27 protein-coding genes are annotated in these 12528 nt (G+C 39.3%); all 27 read right to left on the minus strand.

The window, feature by feature from the left end:
• Positions 1–17: 17 nt before the first annotated feature.
• Positions 18–623: a 30S ribosomal protein S4 gene (gene rpsD / locus C7972_RS17315; protein ID WP_110357434.1), complete on the minus strand. Its 606-nt coding sequence runs from the start codon at positions 621–623 to the stop codon at positions 18–20.
• 102 nt (positions 624–725) lie between these two features.
• On the minus strand, positions 726–1118 hold the full coding sequence (gene rpsK, locus C7972_RS17320) for a 30S ribosomal protein S11 (protein WP_031445094.1): 393 nt from the start codon (positions 1116–1118) through the stop codon (positions 726–728).
• Positions 1119–1131: 13 nt separating this feature from the next.
• Positions 1132–1506: a 30S ribosomal protein S13 gene (gene rpsM, locus C7972_RS17325; RefSeq protein ID WP_031445095.1), complete on the minus strand. Its 375-nt coding sequence runs from the start codon at positions 1504–1506 to the stop codon at positions 1132–1134.
• A gap of 2 nt (positions 1507–1508) precedes the next feature.
• Positions 1509–1625, minus strand: a complete 117-nt coding sequence (ykgO, locus tag C7972_RS17330) for a type B 50S ribosomal protein L36 (protein WP_013621733.1) — start codon at positions 1623–1625, stop codon at positions 1509–1511.
• Between the two features lie 9 nt (positions 1626–1634).
• A complete protein-coding gene (gene infA, locus C7972_RS17335; protein WP_013549436.1) occupies positions 1635–1850 on the minus strand; it encodes a translation initiation factor IF-1 in 216 nt (71 codons plus the stop codon).
• 3 nt (positions 1851–1853) lie between these two features.
• Positions 1854–3197, minus strand: a complete 1344-nt coding sequence (gene secY / locus C7972_RS17340; RefSeq protein ID WP_110357435.1) for a preprotein translocase subunit SecY — start codon at positions 3195–3197, stop codon at positions 1854–1856.
• A gap of 12 nt (positions 3198–3209) precedes the next feature.
• Positions 3210–3662, minus strand: a complete 453-nt coding sequence (rplO, locus tag C7972_RS17345; protein ID WP_110357436.1) for a 50S ribosomal protein L15 — start codon at positions 3660–3662, stop codon at positions 3210–3212.
• Positions 3663–3677: 15 nt separating this feature from the next.
• The gene (gene rpmD / locus C7972_RS17350; protein WP_072865343.1) at positions 3678–3857 is read right to left on the minus strand and encodes a 50S ribosomal protein L30; all 180 of its coding nucleotides are present in this window, start codon (positions 3855–3857) and stop codon (positions 3678–3680) included.
• Positions 3858–3870: 13 nt separating this feature from the next.
• Positions 3871–4395, minus strand: coding sequence for a 30S ribosomal protein S5 (rpsE, locus tag C7972_RS17355; RefSeq protein ID WP_031445099.1), 525 nt, complete (start codon positions 4393–4395; stop codon positions 3871–3873).
• A 7-nt stretch (positions 4396–4402) separates the two neighbouring features.
• Positions 4403–4759 (minus strand): 50S ribosomal protein L18, encoded by a 357-nt coding sequence (rplR, locus tag C7972_RS17360; RefSeq protein ID WP_110357437.1) that lies wholly within the window; start codon positions 4757–4759, stop codon positions 4403–4405.
• An 11-nt stretch (positions 4760–4770) separates the two neighbouring features.
• Complete coding sequence (gene rplF, locus C7972_RS17365) at positions 4771–5313, minus strand: 50S ribosomal protein L6 (RefSeq protein ID WP_072865345.1); 543 nt, start codon at positions 5311–5313, stop codon at positions 4771–4773.
• A 20-nt stretch (positions 5314–5333) separates the two neighbouring features.
• Positions 5334–5732, minus strand: coding sequence for a 30S ribosomal protein S8 (rpsH, locus tag C7972_RS17370; protein WP_110357438.1), 399 nt, complete (start codon positions 5730–5732; stop codon positions 5334–5336).
• Between the two features lie 67 nt (positions 5733–5799).
• Positions 5800–6069 carry a 30S ribosomal protein S14 gene (gene rpsN, locus C7972_RS17375; protein ID WP_110357439.1) on the minus strand — a complete coding sequence of 90 codons (270 nt, stop codon included), beginning with the start codon at positions 6067–6069 and terminating at the stop codon, positions 5800–5802.
• 1 nt (position 6070) lies between these two features.
• A complete protein-coding gene (rplE, locus tag C7972_RS17380) occupies positions 6071–6622 on the minus strand; it encodes a 50S ribosomal protein L5 (RefSeq protein ID WP_110357440.1) in 552 nt (183 codons plus the stop codon).
• A gap of 2 nt (positions 6623–6624) precedes the next feature.
• On the minus strand, positions 6625–6939 hold the full coding sequence (rplX, locus tag C7972_RS17385; RefSeq protein WP_110357441.1) for a 50S ribosomal protein L24: 315 nt from the start codon (positions 6937–6939) through the stop codon (positions 6625–6627).
• Between the two features lie 13 nt (positions 6940–6952).
• Positions 6953–7321 carry a 50S ribosomal protein L14 gene (gene rplN, locus C7972_RS17390; RefSeq protein ID WP_103440708.1) on the minus strand — a complete coding sequence of 123 codons (369 nt, stop codon included), beginning with the start codon at positions 7319–7321 and terminating at the stop codon, positions 6953–6955.
• A 2-nt stretch (positions 7322–7323) separates the two neighbouring features.
• Positions 7324–7581, minus strand: a complete 258-nt coding sequence (rpsQ, locus tag C7972_RS17395; RefSeq protein WP_031445107.1) for a 30S ribosomal protein S17 — start codon at positions 7579–7581, stop codon at positions 7324–7326.
• A gap of 13 nt (positions 7582–7594) precedes the next feature.
• On the minus strand, positions 7595–7786 hold the full coding sequence (rpmC, locus tag C7972_RS17400; RefSeq protein ID WP_031445108.1) for a 50S ribosomal protein L29: 192 nt from the start codon (positions 7784–7786) through the stop codon (positions 7595–7597).
• A gap of 17 nt (positions 7787–7803) precedes the next feature.
• Positions 7804–8223, minus strand: coding sequence for a 50S ribosomal protein L16 (gene rplP / locus C7972_RS17405; RefSeq protein WP_110357442.1), 420 nt, complete (start codon positions 8221–8223; stop codon positions 7804–7806).
• A 20-nt stretch (positions 8224–8243) separates the two neighbouring features.
• Positions 8244–8966, minus strand: coding sequence for a 30S ribosomal protein S3 (rpsC, locus tag C7972_RS17410; RefSeq protein ID WP_072865350.1), 723 nt, complete (start codon positions 8964–8966; stop codon positions 8244–8246).
• A gap of 10 nt (positions 8967–8976) precedes the next feature.
• Complete coding sequence (rplV, locus tag C7972_RS17415; protein WP_031445111.1) at positions 8977–9384, minus strand: 50S ribosomal protein L22; 408 nt, start codon at positions 9382–9384, stop codon at positions 8977–8979.
• Between the two features lie 3 nt (positions 9385–9387).
• Positions 9388–9666 carry a 30S ribosomal protein S19 gene (gene rpsS, locus C7972_RS17420; RefSeq protein WP_110357443.1) on the minus strand — a complete coding sequence of 93 codons (279 nt, stop codon included), beginning with the start codon at positions 9664–9666 and terminating at the stop codon, positions 9388–9390.
• Between the two features lie 13 nt (positions 9667–9679).
• Complete coding sequence (rplB, locus tag C7972_RS17425) at positions 9680–10504, minus strand: 50S ribosomal protein L2 (protein WP_110357444.1); 825 nt, start codon at positions 10502–10504, stop codon at positions 9680–9682.
• 9 nt (positions 10505–10513) lie between these two features.
• Positions 10514–10804 carry a 50S ribosomal protein L23 gene (gene rplW, locus C7972_RS17430; RefSeq protein WP_110357445.1) on the minus strand — a complete coding sequence of 97 codons (291 nt, stop codon included), beginning with the start codon at positions 10802–10804 and terminating at the stop codon, positions 10514–10516.
• A gap of 7 nt (positions 10805–10811) precedes the next feature.
• Positions 10812–11441: a 50S ribosomal protein L4 gene (rplD, locus tag C7972_RS17435; RefSeq protein WP_110357446.1), complete on the minus strand. Its 630-nt coding sequence runs from the start codon at positions 11439–11441 to the stop codon at positions 10812–10814.
• Positions 11441–12061 (minus strand): 50S ribosomal protein L3, encoded by a 621-nt coding sequence (gene rplC / locus C7972_RS17440; protein ID WP_110357447.1) that lies wholly within the window; start codon positions 12059–12061, stop codon positions 11441–11443. Before rplC ends, rplD begins: the two co-directional genes overlap by 1 nt.
• Before the next feature lie 160 nt (positions 12062–12221).
• Positions 12222–12527 (minus strand): 30S ribosomal protein S10, encoded by a 306-nt coding sequence (gene rpsJ, locus C7972_RS17445; RefSeq protein WP_010230113.1) that lies wholly within the window; start codon positions 12525–12527, stop codon positions 12222–12224.
• Position 12528 lies beyond the last annotated feature (1 nt).

A 12528-nucleotide genomic window follows, 5' to 3' on the forward strand; every position in this document is an offset into this window, starting at 1 on the left:
TTGGATCAGTGTTGTTTTTATTTAGAGTATAACTCGACTATTAATTGTTCTTTGATATTCTCTGGAATTTGCATTCTTTCCGGAACGGCAACAAAATTACCTTCCATTTTCTCTGAATTCCAAGTAATCCACTCGTAAACACTGCTGTTTGCAGAAAGAGCGTCTTCAATCGCTTTTAAAGATTTTGATTTTTCCCTAACACCAACCACATCACCGGGTTTCAAGTTATAAGATGGAATGTTCACCAACTCTCCGTTGACCGTAATATGTCTATGTGAAACCAATTGTCTTGCACCGCTTCTAGAAGGGGAGATACCCATTCTGTAAACAACGTTGTCTAAACGTGATTCACACAATTGAAGCAATACTTCACCGGTTACTCCTTTACTCCTATTTGCTTTGGCAAATATGTTTCGGAATTGTTTTTCCAAAATACCGTAAGTGTATTTTGCTTTTTGCTTTTCCATTAACTGGATAGCATATTCAGACTTTTTACCACGACGTCTGTTGTTACCGTGTTGTCCTGGAGGATAATTTCTTTTCTCAAAAGATTTATCATCTCCGAAAATCGCTTCACCGAATTTACGGGCGATCTTTGTTTTTGGTCCTGTATATCTTGCCATTTTCTTTTAGTTTGGAAACGTGATCATGAATTAAGGCTTATCCTTCGATAATCGTAACTACATCTCCTTGAAATACCCCATGGGGCAATTGATTACTATTAATTATACTCTTCTTCTTTTTGGTGGTCTACAACCATTGTGCGGCATTGGAGTTACATCGATAATCTCTGTAACTTCAATTCCTGAGTTATGTATGGAACGAATGGCAGATTCCCTACCATTTCCCGGACCTTTTACATAAACCTTTACTTTTCTCAAACCAGCTTCATGAGCAACTTTGGCACAATCTTCAGATGCTATTTGAGCTGCATAGGGAGTGTTCTTTTTTGAACCCCTAAAACCCATTTTACCTGCTGAAGACCAAGAAATTACATCACCCTTCTTATTGGTTAAAGAAATAATAATATTATTAAAAGAAGCAGTAACATGGGCTTCGCCCACGGACTCTACTATAACTTTGCGCTTCTTTGCTGCTTTTGCATTTGCCTTTGCCATAATATCCTAATTATTATTTAGTTGCCTTCTTCTTGTTAGCAACTGTTTTCCTCTTACCTTTTCTTGTCCTAGAGTTGTTCTTGGTACGCTGACCCCTTAAAGGCAGACCAGATCTATGGCGAATACCTCTATAACAACCTATATCCATTAAACGCTTAATGTTCAATTGGTTTTCGGAACGCAATTCCCCTTCTATAGTCAAAGAAGAAACTGCTTCACGAATACGACCAATCTCATCATCGTTCCAATCAGATACTTTGGTATCCTCACTTACTTGGGCAGTGGATAAAATCTCCTTTGCCCTACTTTTTCCTATACCAAAGATATAGGTTAGGGCTATTACCCCTCTTTTCTGTTTTGGTATGTCTACACCTGCAATTCTTGCCATAATTACCCTTGTCTTTGTTTAAATCTAGGATTCTTTTTATTAATTACGTACAATCTGCCTTTTCTACGCACAATCTTGCACTCGGCACTTCTCTTCTTTATTGATGCTCTAACTTTCATCCTATTTGCTTAATATCTATATGTAATTCTTGCTTTACTTAAATCGTAAGGGCTCATTTCGAGCTTAACCTTATCCCCTGGAAGTAACTTAATATAATGCATACGCATTTTTCCAGAGATATGTGCCGTTACCACATGACCGTTTTCCAACTCCACGCGAAACATGGCATTTGACAATGCCTCAATTATGCTTCCATCTTGCTCTATTGCTGATTGTTTAGCCATAATCTATGCTACCTTTCTATTTTTTCCTGATTTCATCAAACCGTCGTAATGTCTGTTCAACAAATAAGAATTTACCTGTTGTACTGTATCGATCGCCACACCTACCATAATCAACAAGGACGTTCCTCCGTAAAACAAAGCCCAACCTGCCTGTACATCCATAAGCTTCACGATCACTGCCGGCAATACCGCCAACAAAGCTAGGAAAACAGATCCTGGCAAAGTAATCAATGACATTATCTTATCCAAATAATCCCCAGTTTCCTTTCCTGGTCTAATTCCCGGAATAAAACCACCACTCCTTTTCAGGTCATCGGCCATTTTATTCGTAGGCACTGTAATAGCCGTATAAAAATAGGTGAAGACAATAATAAGGAACCCGAACAAAAGATTGTATGCCAATCCAAATATATCCTGGAATTGAACTTCCATCCACTGCCCTACTGCCGTATTATTAAAGGTCTTGCCCAACAGTCCCGGTGCAAACATAATTGCCTGCGCAAATATAATGGGCATTACTCCAGAAGCATTCAACTTTAAGGGAATATACTGCCTAGATCCCATGATATTCTTTTCGTATCCCCCGGAAGCAGTTCTTCTAGCATATTGAACCGGAATTTGACGAGTAGCCATCACCAACAACACACATAATAAAATAACCACGAACCAGATGATCACCTCGATAAGCATGAACATCAATCCCCCGTTATTATTGGCCGTTCTGGAAATAAATTCCTGCACAAAATTCTGTGGCATATTGGCGATAATACCAACCATGATCAATAGGGATATACCGTTTCCGATACCCTTATCGGTGATTTTTTCACCTAACCACATTGCAAAAATAGTTCCTGCAACCAATATTATCACTGAAGGAATTACAAAATCAAGTCCTTTGCCAAATACGAAGGCACTATCCGGAACACCCAAAGCTCCCAAACTGTATAAATAAGCAGGAGCCTGAACAATACATATCCCGATAGTAAGCCATCTGGTAATCTGATTGATCGTTTTTCTTCCGCTTTCACCTTCCTTTTGCAACTTTTGAAGATAAGGAATGGCTATACCCATCAACTGCACCACAATGGAAGCAGAAATATAGGGCATAATTCCCAACGCAAAAATAGAGGCGTTGGACAATGCGCCCCCAGTAAAGGCATTCAATATTCCTAAGATACCACTATCAGTACTGGAGGCCAAAGCACCCAGCTGAGTAGAATCAATACCTGGAAGAACGACCTGCGCACCAAAACGATACACTAAAAGCAAACCAAGGGTAACAATTATTCTACCCTTAAGCTCTTCAATCTTCCAAATATTTGATAATGTCTCGAAAAATTTCTTCATAGTATTCTTTGCTTATAAACTTAGAGCCTCACCACCTGCAGCCTCAATTGCGGCTTTTGCTGTAGCTGTAAATTTATGTACAGAAACTTTAAGGGGGGCTTTTAGCTCTCCATTACCAAGAATCTTAACCAAATCGTTTTTACCAACCAATCCATTTTCTACCAGGATATCCAAAGTAACCGTATCCTTCACAGTTCCTTTGTCTACCAATTCCTGTAATTTTTCCAAATTGATCCCAGCGTAATCCTTTCTATTGATATTAGTGAAACCAAATTTTGGAACACGTCTCTGCAAAGGCATTTGCCCACCTTCGAAACCAATTTTCTTAGAATAACCAGATCTGGATTTAGCACCTTTATGTCCTCTGGTAGCAGTACCTCCCTTTCCGGAACCTTGACCTCTACCTACGACTTTGCCGGCTTTTTGGACAGCACCATCCGCTGGCTTTAAATTACTTAAATTCATAACACTAAAATTATATTAAGCCTCCTCTGTGGAAACTAAGTGTTTAACTTTATTTATCATTCCAAGAATATTTGAGGTAGCATCATGTTCCACAACCTGTCCTATTCTTCGTAAACCAAGAGCCTCTAATGTTCTCTTTTGATTTTGAGCCCTTTTAATACTGCTCTTTACCTGTTTTACTTTAATCTTTCCCATTCTATTCTTGGTTTTATCCTTTAAAAACTTTTTCTAAAGAAATACCTCTTTGGTTTGCAACTGTCTTTGCTCCTCTAAGTTGTAAAAGCGCATCAAAAGTAGCCTTTACCACGTTATGGGGATTGGAAGAACCTTGTGATTTGGACAATACATCATGAACACCTACTGCCTCCAATACTGCCCTAACAGCTCCACCTGCAATTACTCCGGTACCATGCGATGCAGGCTGGATATAAACCCTAGCTCCACCGAATTTCCCTTTTTGTTCATGAGGTAAGGTACCTTTGTTCAAAGGAATTCTAATAAGATTCTTTTTAGCATCTTCTATAGCCTTGGCAATTGCCGTAGCAACTTCCTTGGACTTACCTAGACCGTGACCCACAACACCATTTTCATCACCTACCACAACTATGGCCGAGAATCCGAACGCTCTACCACCTTTTGTAACTTTGGTAACACGTTGTACCCCAACCAATCTATCTTTTAATTCTAAACCTCCCGGCTTAACAGTCTCTACGTTTTTGTATTTCTGATACATAATATTCTTAGAATTTTAATCCTGCTTCCCTAGCGCCATCGGCTAATGATTTAACTCTTCCGTGGTACAAATTACCACCCCTATCAAAAGCAACCGCTTCTATTCCAGCTTCTTTTGCCTTTTCGGCAATAGCCTTACCTACTAGCTTAGCCACTTCTGTCTTAGTCCCTTTAGCCTTAGCCAACGCCTTATCTCTTGAGGAAGCGGACACTAAGGTTGTTCCGGCCACATCATCAATAATTTGAGCGTATATTCCAGTATTGCTTCTAAAAACAGCAAGCCTTGGCCTTTCTGCAGTACCTGAGGATATTTTTCTAATCCTCCTTCTGATACGTAGTCTTCTTTCAGTCTTCGTTAATCCCATAATGCTAATTATTAAGCCGATTTACCAGCTTTTCTTCTTAATTGTTCACCAACAAACTTAATTCCTTTTCCTTTGTAAGGCTCTGGCTTACGGAAAGATCTAATCTTAGCGGCGATCTGCCCCACTAATTGCTTATCATGCGAACTTAGCTTTATAATAGGATTCTTTCCTTTCTCGGATACGGTCTCAACTTTTACCTCTGAAGCCAGATCCAAAACAATATTGTGCGAAAATCCTAAAGCTAGATCCAATGTTTGTCCTTGGTTACTGGCACGATATCCTACTCCTACCAACTCCAATTCCTTTACCCATCCTTTAGAAACTCCTTGGACCATATTAAAGATCAAAGATCTGTAAAGACCATGCTTTGCCTTATGCTCCTTGGAATCTGAAGGTCTTGTAACAAATACCTGACCGTCTTCAACCTTTACAGCAGCACCAGAAAATTCTTGGGAAAGTTCTCCCAGCTTACCTTTTACAGTAATAACATCTTCCTTAACCTCTACGGTTACTCCTTCTGGAATTGCTATTGGATTATTACCTGTTCTAGACATCTTTCTAAATCTTTATAGTATTAATAAACATAACATAATACTTCCCCACCTGCATTCTCAAGCTTTGCCTGTTTGCTGGTCATTACACCATGGGAAGTAGAAATAATAGCAATACCAAGACCGTTCAACACTCTTGGCAACTCCTCGGAGCTGGCATATTTCCTAAGTCCTGGTGTACTAACTCGCTTTATTTTCTTTATAACCGGTTCTTTTGTGAATTTGTCATATTTCAAGGCTATTTTAATAGTCCCCTGAACCGCGTCATCCTCAAATTTGTAGCTTAAAATATATCCTTGATCGAATAATATTTTAGTAATTTCTTTCTTTAAATTAGAGGCAGGAATCTCCACCACCCTGTGGCCAGCGCTACTTGCGTTTCTAATTCTAGTCAAATAATCCGCAATTGGATCTGTAAACATAATTATTGATTTACGGTAACGGTTTTTAACACTAATGTTAAACCTGAAACCAGTTTATACTTTTTTATTACCAGCTAGCTTTTCTTACTCCAGGAATAAGACCGTTATTGGCCATTTCCCTAAAAGTAACCCTGGATATACCAAAAGTTCTCATGTAACCCTTTGGTCTTCCTGTTAGCTTGCAACGGTTGTGCATACGAACAGGAGAAGCATTTTTAGGTAATTTCTGTAACCCCTCGTAATCACCAGCCTCTTTTAAGGCCTTTCTCTTCTCGGCATATTTTGCTACAGTCTTAGCTCTTTTGACCTCACGGGCCTTCATGGATTCTTTAGCCATACTAATTCTTTTTAAAAGGTAGTCCTAATTCGGTTAATAATGATTTAGCTTCTTTATCTGTCTCCGCAGAGGTTACAAATGTAATATCCATACCATTGATTCTGTTAATTTTATCAATGTTTATTTCAGGAAATATGATTTGCTCCGTAATACCAAGATTATAATTCCCCCTTCCATCAAAACCTGTGGCCTTAATTCCTTGGAAATCCCTTACCCTAGGCAATGCAGTTGTCACCAATCTATCCAAGAATTCGTACATTCTCTCTCCACGCAAGGTTACTTTTGCCCCAATTGGCATTCCTTTACGCAACTTAAATGCAGCAACATCCTTTTTAGACATCGTTGAAATTGCTCTTTGGCCAGTGATATTGGTCAACTCATCTACCGCATGGTCTATAAGTTTCTTATCCGCTACAGCGGCGCCAACACCTCTACTAACAACAATTTTTTCTAATTTAGGAACCTGCATTACATTTTTGTAACCAAACTCCTCTTTAAGAGCCTTAACAACTCTTTCTTTATATTCCTGTTTTAATCTTGGAACGTAAGCCATAACTAAATTACTTCTTTAGATTTCTTAGAAAATCTTACTTTCTTACCATCTCTTACCTCAAATCCAACTCTAGTGGTCTCTCCAGATTTTGGATCGATCAATGACAGATTGGATATCTGTAAGGGAGCCTCTTTCTTAACAATCCCACCTTGAGGATTGCTAGCACTTGGTTTTTCGTGTTTGGATACCATATTGGCACCTTCAACGATCGCCTTGTTCTTTTCACGGTCTACACTTACAACCTTGCCCTCAACCCCCTTGTGGTCTCCGGCAATAATTCTAACAGTATCCCCTGTTTTGATTTTTAATTTTCCCATTTTGCTATTTTTATTAAAGCACCTCTGGAGCCAATGATACAATTTTCATGAACTGCTTATCACGAAGTTCCCTGGCCACCGGTCCAAAAACACGTGTTCCCCTCATTTCCCCGGTTGGGTTCAAAAGTACACAGGCATTATCATCGAAACGAATATAAGAACCATCAGGTCTTCTAACTTCTTTCTTTGTTCTTACAACAACCGCTGTGGAGACAGCACCTTTTTTAATAGCCCCATTAGGAGTAGCTTCCTTTACGGAAACCACAATTTTATCCCCAACAGAAGCATATCTTCTTTTTGTACCTCCCAACACACGAATGGTCAAAACTTCTTTTGCCCCCGTATTATCCGCTACTTTTAGTCTAGATTCTTGCTGTAACATAATTATTTAGCTCTTTCTATGATTTCAACTAACCTCCAACATTTGGTCTTACTCAATGGACGTGTCTCCATGATCTTAACAGTATCGCCAATATTGCAATCGTTCTTTTCATCGTGTGCAACATATTTCTTAGTTTTCAACACGAACTTACCGTACATAGGGTGTTTAACACGTTTAACTTCTGAAACCACTACTGATTTCTCCATTTTGTTGCTAGTTACAACTCCTATTCTCTCTTTTCTTAAATTCCTTTTTTCCATAAAGCAGAACCAATTATTGTAATTCCCTTTTAGTTAATTCAGTTGCCAATCTTGCTACAGTTCTTCTTACTTTTCTGATAAGTAAAGGGTTTTCCAATGGTGTAACAGAATGGGCCAATTTTAAATCAGAATACTGCTTTTTAAATTCAGCACTCTTTTCCTTTAACCCCTCAACTGATAATTCTTTTATTTCTGATTGTTTCATGATTCCTTGCAATTATATTAAGCAGAATAGTCCCTAGCAATAATAAATTTAGTTCTTACTGGTAGTTTCTGTGCCGCAAGACGCAAAGCCTCTTTTGCAATATCGATAGACACACCGGCAACCTCGAACATAATCCTTCCTGGCAATACCACAGCTACAAAATATTCCGGAGCTCCCTTACCTTTACCCATACGCACCTCTAAAGGCTTTTTGGTGATAGGCTTGTCCGGGAATATCTTTATCCATAATTGGCCTTCTCTTTTCATATACCTAGTTGCCGCGATACGAGCTGCTTCTATTTGCCGCGATGTTATAAAAGAGGTATCCATTGATTTAATACCAAACATACCGTTTGAAAGTTGATGTCCCCTTCCAGAGATCCCTTTCATACGACCTTTCTGCATTTTGCGGAACTTAGTTCTTTTTGGCTGTAACATTTCTTTACTTCTTTAAAAAATTACTTTCTACGACGTTGTTTCTTCGGTCCTTCCTGCTTTCCACCTTTTCCCTGAGACTGGCTTTTGGCCATACCTACCAATGGGGAAAGTTCCCTCTTTCCATAAACCTCACCTTTCATGATCCATACTTTTATACCCAATCTTCCATAGGTCGTATGAGCTTCATGCAAAGCATAATCTATATCGGCCCTGAAAGTGGACAATGGGATCCTACCATCCTTATAAGATTCGGATCTTGCCATTTCAGCTCCGTTCAAACGTCCAGATATCTGAATTTTAATACCTTCGGCATTCATTCTCATGGCCGCTGCAATTGCCATCTTTATAGCCCTTCTAAAAGAAATTCTACTTTCAATTTGACGCGCTACACTGGCAGCAACAAGATTAGCGTCCAATTCAGGTCTTTTGATCTCAAAAATATTGATCTGAACTTCCTTGTCCGTAATCTTTTTAAGCTCCTCCTTTAGTTTATCAACTTCCTGACCACCTTTTCCAATGATTATACCTGGTCTTGCAGTGGTAATGGTAACCGTAATCAACTTAAGGGTACGCTCTATAATAATTCTAGACACACTTGCTTTTGCCAAACGTGCATGAACATATTTTCTGATCTTATCGTCTTCGGCAAGTTTATCCCCATAATCATTTCCACCGTACCAGTTAGACTCCCATCCTCTGATAATTCCTAGACGATTTCCGATTGGATTTGTTTTCTGTCCCATACTAAATGCTCTAGCTTTGTGTGTTATTGTTAGATCCCAAAACCAAGGTAACGTGGTTGGAACGTTTTCTAATTCTATGTGCTCTTCCCTGTGGGGCCGGACGTAGTCTTTTCAACATACTTCCACCATCCACTCTAATTTCCTTAACAAAAAGTTCAGCATCCTCAACACTGGCATCCTCATTCTTGGACTGCCAGTTGGCTATTGCGGAAAGCAATAACTTCTCCAATCTACGAGATGATTCCTTTTGGTTGAATTTCAAAATAGCAAGCGCTTTCTCCACTTTTACACCTCTAACCAAATCCGCCACCAAGCGCATTTTTCTAGGGGAAGTCGGGCAATTATTCAACTTTGCAAACGCTATTTGCTGCTTCTCCGCCTTAATTCTTTCGGCCATTTGTTTTTTACGAACTCCCATAGCTTACTTTTTTCCTTTATTTTTTGCTCCGGCATGACCCCTAAAAGATCGTGTTGGAGAAAATTCACCTAATTTGTGACCCACCATGTTCTCTGTTATAAAAACAGGTACAAATTGTTTTCCATTGTGAACCGCTATTGTCTGACCTACAAAATCAGGAGTAATCATAGAAGCTCTAGACCATGTCTTAATGACTGCCTTTTTACCAGATTCAACATTTTGTTGGACTTTTTTATCCAAACTATAGTGAACGTAAGGTCCTTTCTTTAATGAACGTGCCATTTCTTTCTACTTTTTATTTCTTTCTACGTTCTAAAATATACTTGTTGGTACTCTTGGTCTTGGAACGGGTCCTGAATCCTTTGGCAGGAATTCCGTTTCTAGATCTAGGATGACCTCCAGAAGCCCTACCTTCTCCACCACCCATTGGGTGATCAACAGGGTTCATCGCAACCGGTCTTGTTCTTGGTCTTCTTCCCAACCATCTACTTCTACCAGCCTTCCCGGACACCAATAACTGATGATCGGAGTTGGATACTGCACCTATAGTGGCCAAACAATCCGCTAAAACCAATCTAGTTTCACCTGATGGCAATTTAATGGTAACAAACTTACCGTCCTTCGCCATTAACTGGGCAAATGTACCGGCACTTCTTGCCATTACCGCTCCTTGTCCAGGACGCAATTCAATTCCAGATATGATGGTACCCAAAGGTATCTCACTCAACGGAAGCGCATTCCCAATTTCAGGAGCAACCTCGGCTCCAGAAGATACTTCCTGCCCAACCTGTAAACCGTTTGGAGCAATAATGTACCTTTTTTCACCATCGGCATACGCCAATAAAGCTATAAAAGCTGTTCTGTTGGGATCGTACTGGATTGATTCAACAGTAGCAGCAACACCTTGCTTATCCCTTTTGAAATCAATAACACGATACCTTCTCTTATGACCTCCACCTTTCTGGCGCATGGTCATTTTTCCTTGACTGTTTCTACCTCCCGACTTTTTTAACGGAGCAAGCAAGCTTTTTTCCGGCTTATCAGTAGTAATGGCGTCAAATCCGTTTACTACTCTAAAACGCTGCCCGGGAGTGATTGGTTTTAATTTTCTAACTGACATTTTTTGTCTTTATAGATTACTGTAAAAATCAATAATATCTCCTTCTGCTACATCAACAATGGCTTTTTTAAAACCACTTGTCTTTCCGTGCTGTACACCTGTCTTGGTGTAACGCGACTTGCGCGAAGGACCATAATTCATTGTTCGAACTTTATCGACAGCAACACCATAAGTTGCTTCCACTGCTTCCTTAATCTGAATCTTGTTGGCTTTTGGATCAACAAAAAAACCATAACGATTGTGCAACTCGCTATCAGCAGTCATTTTTTCCGTAATAATTGGCTTTATCAACACACCCATGGTTCGCTTATTTTATTAAGTTCGATTCGATTCCTTCCAAAGAACCTTCCAACAACACTAGATTGTTAGCATTTAATATTTTGTAAGTGCTTAATTCTGAGTTAGTTATAACCTCAGAACGCTCTAAATTGCGTGAGGACAAATATACGTTATTATTTGAATCACCCAACACAATTAAGGATTTTTTATTCTCCAAGCCCAAAGACTTCAAAAATTGCTTAAAATCCTTCGTTTTTGGGGTTTCAAAATTAAAGTCCTCAACCACCATTATAGCATTGTCTTTCGACTTCAATGTCAAGGCAGACCTTCTGGCCAAACGCTTCACATTTTTGTTTAATTTTTGCTTATAATCCCTTGGTCTTGGCCCAAAAATACGTCCACCTCCTCTAAACACCGGAGATTTGATACTACCCGCACGAGCGGTACCAGTTCCCTTTTGTTTTTTGATCTTTCTTGTACTACCTGCTATTTCGGCACGCTCCTTGGATTTGTGCGTACCCTGTCTTTGGTGTGCCAAATACTGCTTAACATCCAAATAAACAGCATGATTGTTTGGTTCTATTGCGAATACAGCGTCCGAAAGCTCAACCTTTCTACCTGTTTCTTTTCCCTTTATATCTAAAACTGCTACCTTCATTACTTCTCAATAGTTACGTAAGCGTTCTTATGACCAGGAACACAACCTTTTACTACTATAAGGTTCTTTTCTGGAACAATTTTTAATACTCTCAAGTTCTGAACGGTAACCTTATCAGTTCCCATTCTACCGGCCATTTTCATTCCTTTAAAAACTCTTGCAGGATATGAAGCGGCACCAATGGAACCTGGAGCCCTTAACCTATTGTGCTGACCGTGGGTTGATTGACCAACACCGCCGAAGCCGTGTCTTTTAACAACTCCCTGAAAACCTTTACCCTTAGAGGTACCGATTACATCAACAAATTCTCCTTCCACAAAAAGATCAACTCCAAGAGTATCCCCTAATTTGTGCGCACCTTCTTCAAAATACCTGAATTCCATGACTTTTTTCTTAGGAGAAGCTCCTGCTTTTTTAAAGTGGCCAGTAGCCGCTTTATTAGCACGTTTTTCTGCCTTGTCATCGAAACCAAGCTGAAGGGCATTGTACCCGTCCACCTCTTCGGTTCTGACTTGGGTAACTACGCATGGTCCAGCTTCGATTACTGTACATGGAATGTTCTTTCCATTTTCATCGAAAATGCTGGTCATACCTATTTTTCTACCTATTAACCCAGACATATTTATAATTGATTATTAATTAATTACTATTTAACTTATCGACAAAAAAACAGGGTCAAAAAAATAATTCAACCCTGAATATATTTTTTTCCGTTTTTCCCTCGCGAAACGCTCAGGACATGTCTTTCATAATTTCAAATTATGAATTCCGAAATCAGAACTATACCTTGATCTCTACCTCAACACCACTAGGAAGTTCCAACTTCATTAGCGCATCAATGGTCTTTGATGAAGAGCTGTATATATCCAAAAGCCTTTTATAAGAACTCAATTGGAACTGCTCCCTTGCTTTCTTATTTACGTGCGGTGAACGCAAAACCGTAAATATTTTCTTATGGGTTGGCAAAGGAATTGGTCCAGTTACCACCGCACCTGTAGTCTTTACCGTTTTTACGATCTTCTCAGCAGATTTATCTACCAAGTTATGGTCGTACGACTTTAATTTTATTCTAATTTTCTGACTCATC

Source organism: Arenibacter sp. ARW7G5Y1, from assembly GCF_003201775.1.
In the GTDB taxonomy this organism is placed as follows: domain Bacteria; phylum Bacteroidota; class Bacteroidia; order Flavobacteriales; family Flavobacteriaceae; genus Arenibacter.

What these genes read in the sequence shown, in the direction of transcription:
- rpsD (WP_110357434.1), bottom strand. Translation starts at nt 623, where the DNA reads ATGGCAAGATATACAGGACCAAAAACAAAGATCGCCCGTAAATTCGGT.
- rpsK (WP_031445094.1), bottom strand. Translation starts at nt 1,118, where the DNA reads ATGGCAAAGGCAAATGCAAAAGCAGCAAAGAAGCGCAAAGTTATAGTA.
- rpsM (WP_031445095.1), bottom strand. Translation starts at nt 1,506, where the DNA reads ATGGCAAGAATTGCAGGTGTAGACATACCAAAACAGAAAAGAGGGGTA.
- ykgO (WP_013621733.1), bottom strand. Translation starts at nt 1,625, where the DNA reads ATGAAAGTTAGAGCATCAATAAAGAAGAGAAGTGCCGAGTGCAAGATT.
- infA (WP_013549436.1), bottom strand. Translation starts at nt 1,850, where the DNA reads ATGGCTAAACAATCAGCAATAGAGCAAGATGGAAGCATAATTGAGGCA.
- secY (WP_110357435.1), bottom strand. Translation starts at nt 3,197, where the DNA reads ATGAAGAAATTTTTCGAGACATTATCAAATATTTGGAAGATTGAAGAG.
- rplO (WP_110357436.1), bottom strand. Translation starts at nt 3,662, where the DNA reads ATGAATTTAAGTAATTTAAAGCCAGCGGATGGTGCTGTCCAAAAAGCC.
- rpmD (WP_072865343.1), bottom strand. Translation starts at nt 3,857, where the DNA reads ATGGGAAAGATTAAAGTAAAACAGGTAAAGAGCAGTATTAAAAGGGCT.
- rpsE (WP_031445099.1), bottom strand. Translation starts at nt 4,395, where the DNA reads ATGTATCAGAAATACAAAAACGTAGAGACTGTTAAGCCGGGAGGTTTA.
- rplR (WP_110357437.1), bottom strand. Translation starts at nt 4,759, where the DNA reads ATGGGATTAACGAAGACTGAAAGAAGACTACGTATCAGAAGGAGGATT.
- rplF (WP_072865345.1), bottom strand. Translation starts at nt 5,313, where the DNA reads ATGTCTAGAACAGGTAATAATCCAATAGCAATTCCAGAAGGAGTAACC.
- rpsH (WP_110357438.1), bottom strand. Translation starts at nt 5,732, where the DNA reads ATGTTTACAGATCCAATTGCGGATTATTTGACTAGAATTAGAAACGCA.
- rpsN (WP_110357439.1), bottom strand. Translation starts at nt 6,069, where the DNA reads ATGGCTAAAGAATCCATGAAGGCCCGTGAGGTCAAAAGAGCTAAGACT.
- rplE (WP_110357440.1), bottom strand. Translation starts at nt 6,622, where the DNA reads ATGGCTTACGTTCCAAGATTAAAACAGGAATATAAAGAAAGAGTTGTT.
- rplX (WP_110357441.1), bottom strand. Translation starts at nt 6,939, where the DNA reads ATGGGAAAATTAAAAATCAAAACAGGGGATACTGTTAGAATTATTGCC.
- rplN (WP_103440708.1), bottom strand. Translation starts at nt 7,321, where the DNA reads ATGTTACAGCAAGAATCTAGACTAAAAGTAGCGGATAATACGGGGGCA.
- rpsQ (WP_031445107.1), bottom strand. Translation starts at nt 7,581, where the DNA reads ATGGAAAAAAGGAATTTAAGAAAAGAGAGAATAGGAGTTGTAACTAGC.
- rpmC (WP_031445108.1), bottom strand. Translation starts at nt 7,786, where the DNA reads ATGAAACAATCAGAAATAAAAGAATTATCAGTTGAGGGGTTAAAGGAA.
- rplP (WP_110357442.1), bottom strand. Translation starts at nt 8,223, where the DNA reads ATGTTACAGCCAAAAAGAACTAAGTTCCGCAAAATGCAGAAAGGTCGT.
- rpsC (WP_072865350.1), bottom strand. Translation starts at nt 8,966, where the DNA reads ATGGGACAGAAAACAAATCCAATCGGAAATCGTCTAGGAATTATCAGA.
- rplV (WP_031445111.1), bottom strand. Translation starts at nt 9,384, where the DNA reads ATGGGAGTTCGTAAAAAACAAATGGCCGAAAGAATTAAGGCGGAGAAG.
- rpsS (WP_110357443.1), bottom strand. Translation starts at nt 9,666, where the DNA reads ATGGCACGTTCATTAAAGAAAGGACCTTACGTTCACTATAGTTTGGAT.
- rplB (WP_110357444.1), bottom strand. Translation starts at nt 10,504, where the DNA reads ATGTCAGTTAGAAAATTAAAACCAATCACTCCCGGGCAGCGTTTTAGA.
- rplW (WP_110357445.1), bottom strand. Translation starts at nt 10,804, where the DNA reads ATGGGTGTGTTGATAAAGCCAATTATTACGGAAAAAATGACTGCTGAT.
- rplD (WP_110357446.1), bottom strand. Translation starts at nt 11,441, where the DNA reads ATGAAGGTAGCAGTTTTAGATATAAAGGGAAAAGAAACAGGTAGAAAG.
- rplC (WP_110357447.1), bottom strand. Translation starts at nt 12,061, where the DNA reads ATGTCTGGGTTAATAGGTAGAAAAATAGGTATGACCAGCATTTTCGAT.
- rpsJ (WP_010230113.1), bottom strand. Translation starts at nt 12,527, where the DNA reads ATGAGTCAGAAAATTAGAATAAAATTAAAGTCGTACGACCATAACTTG.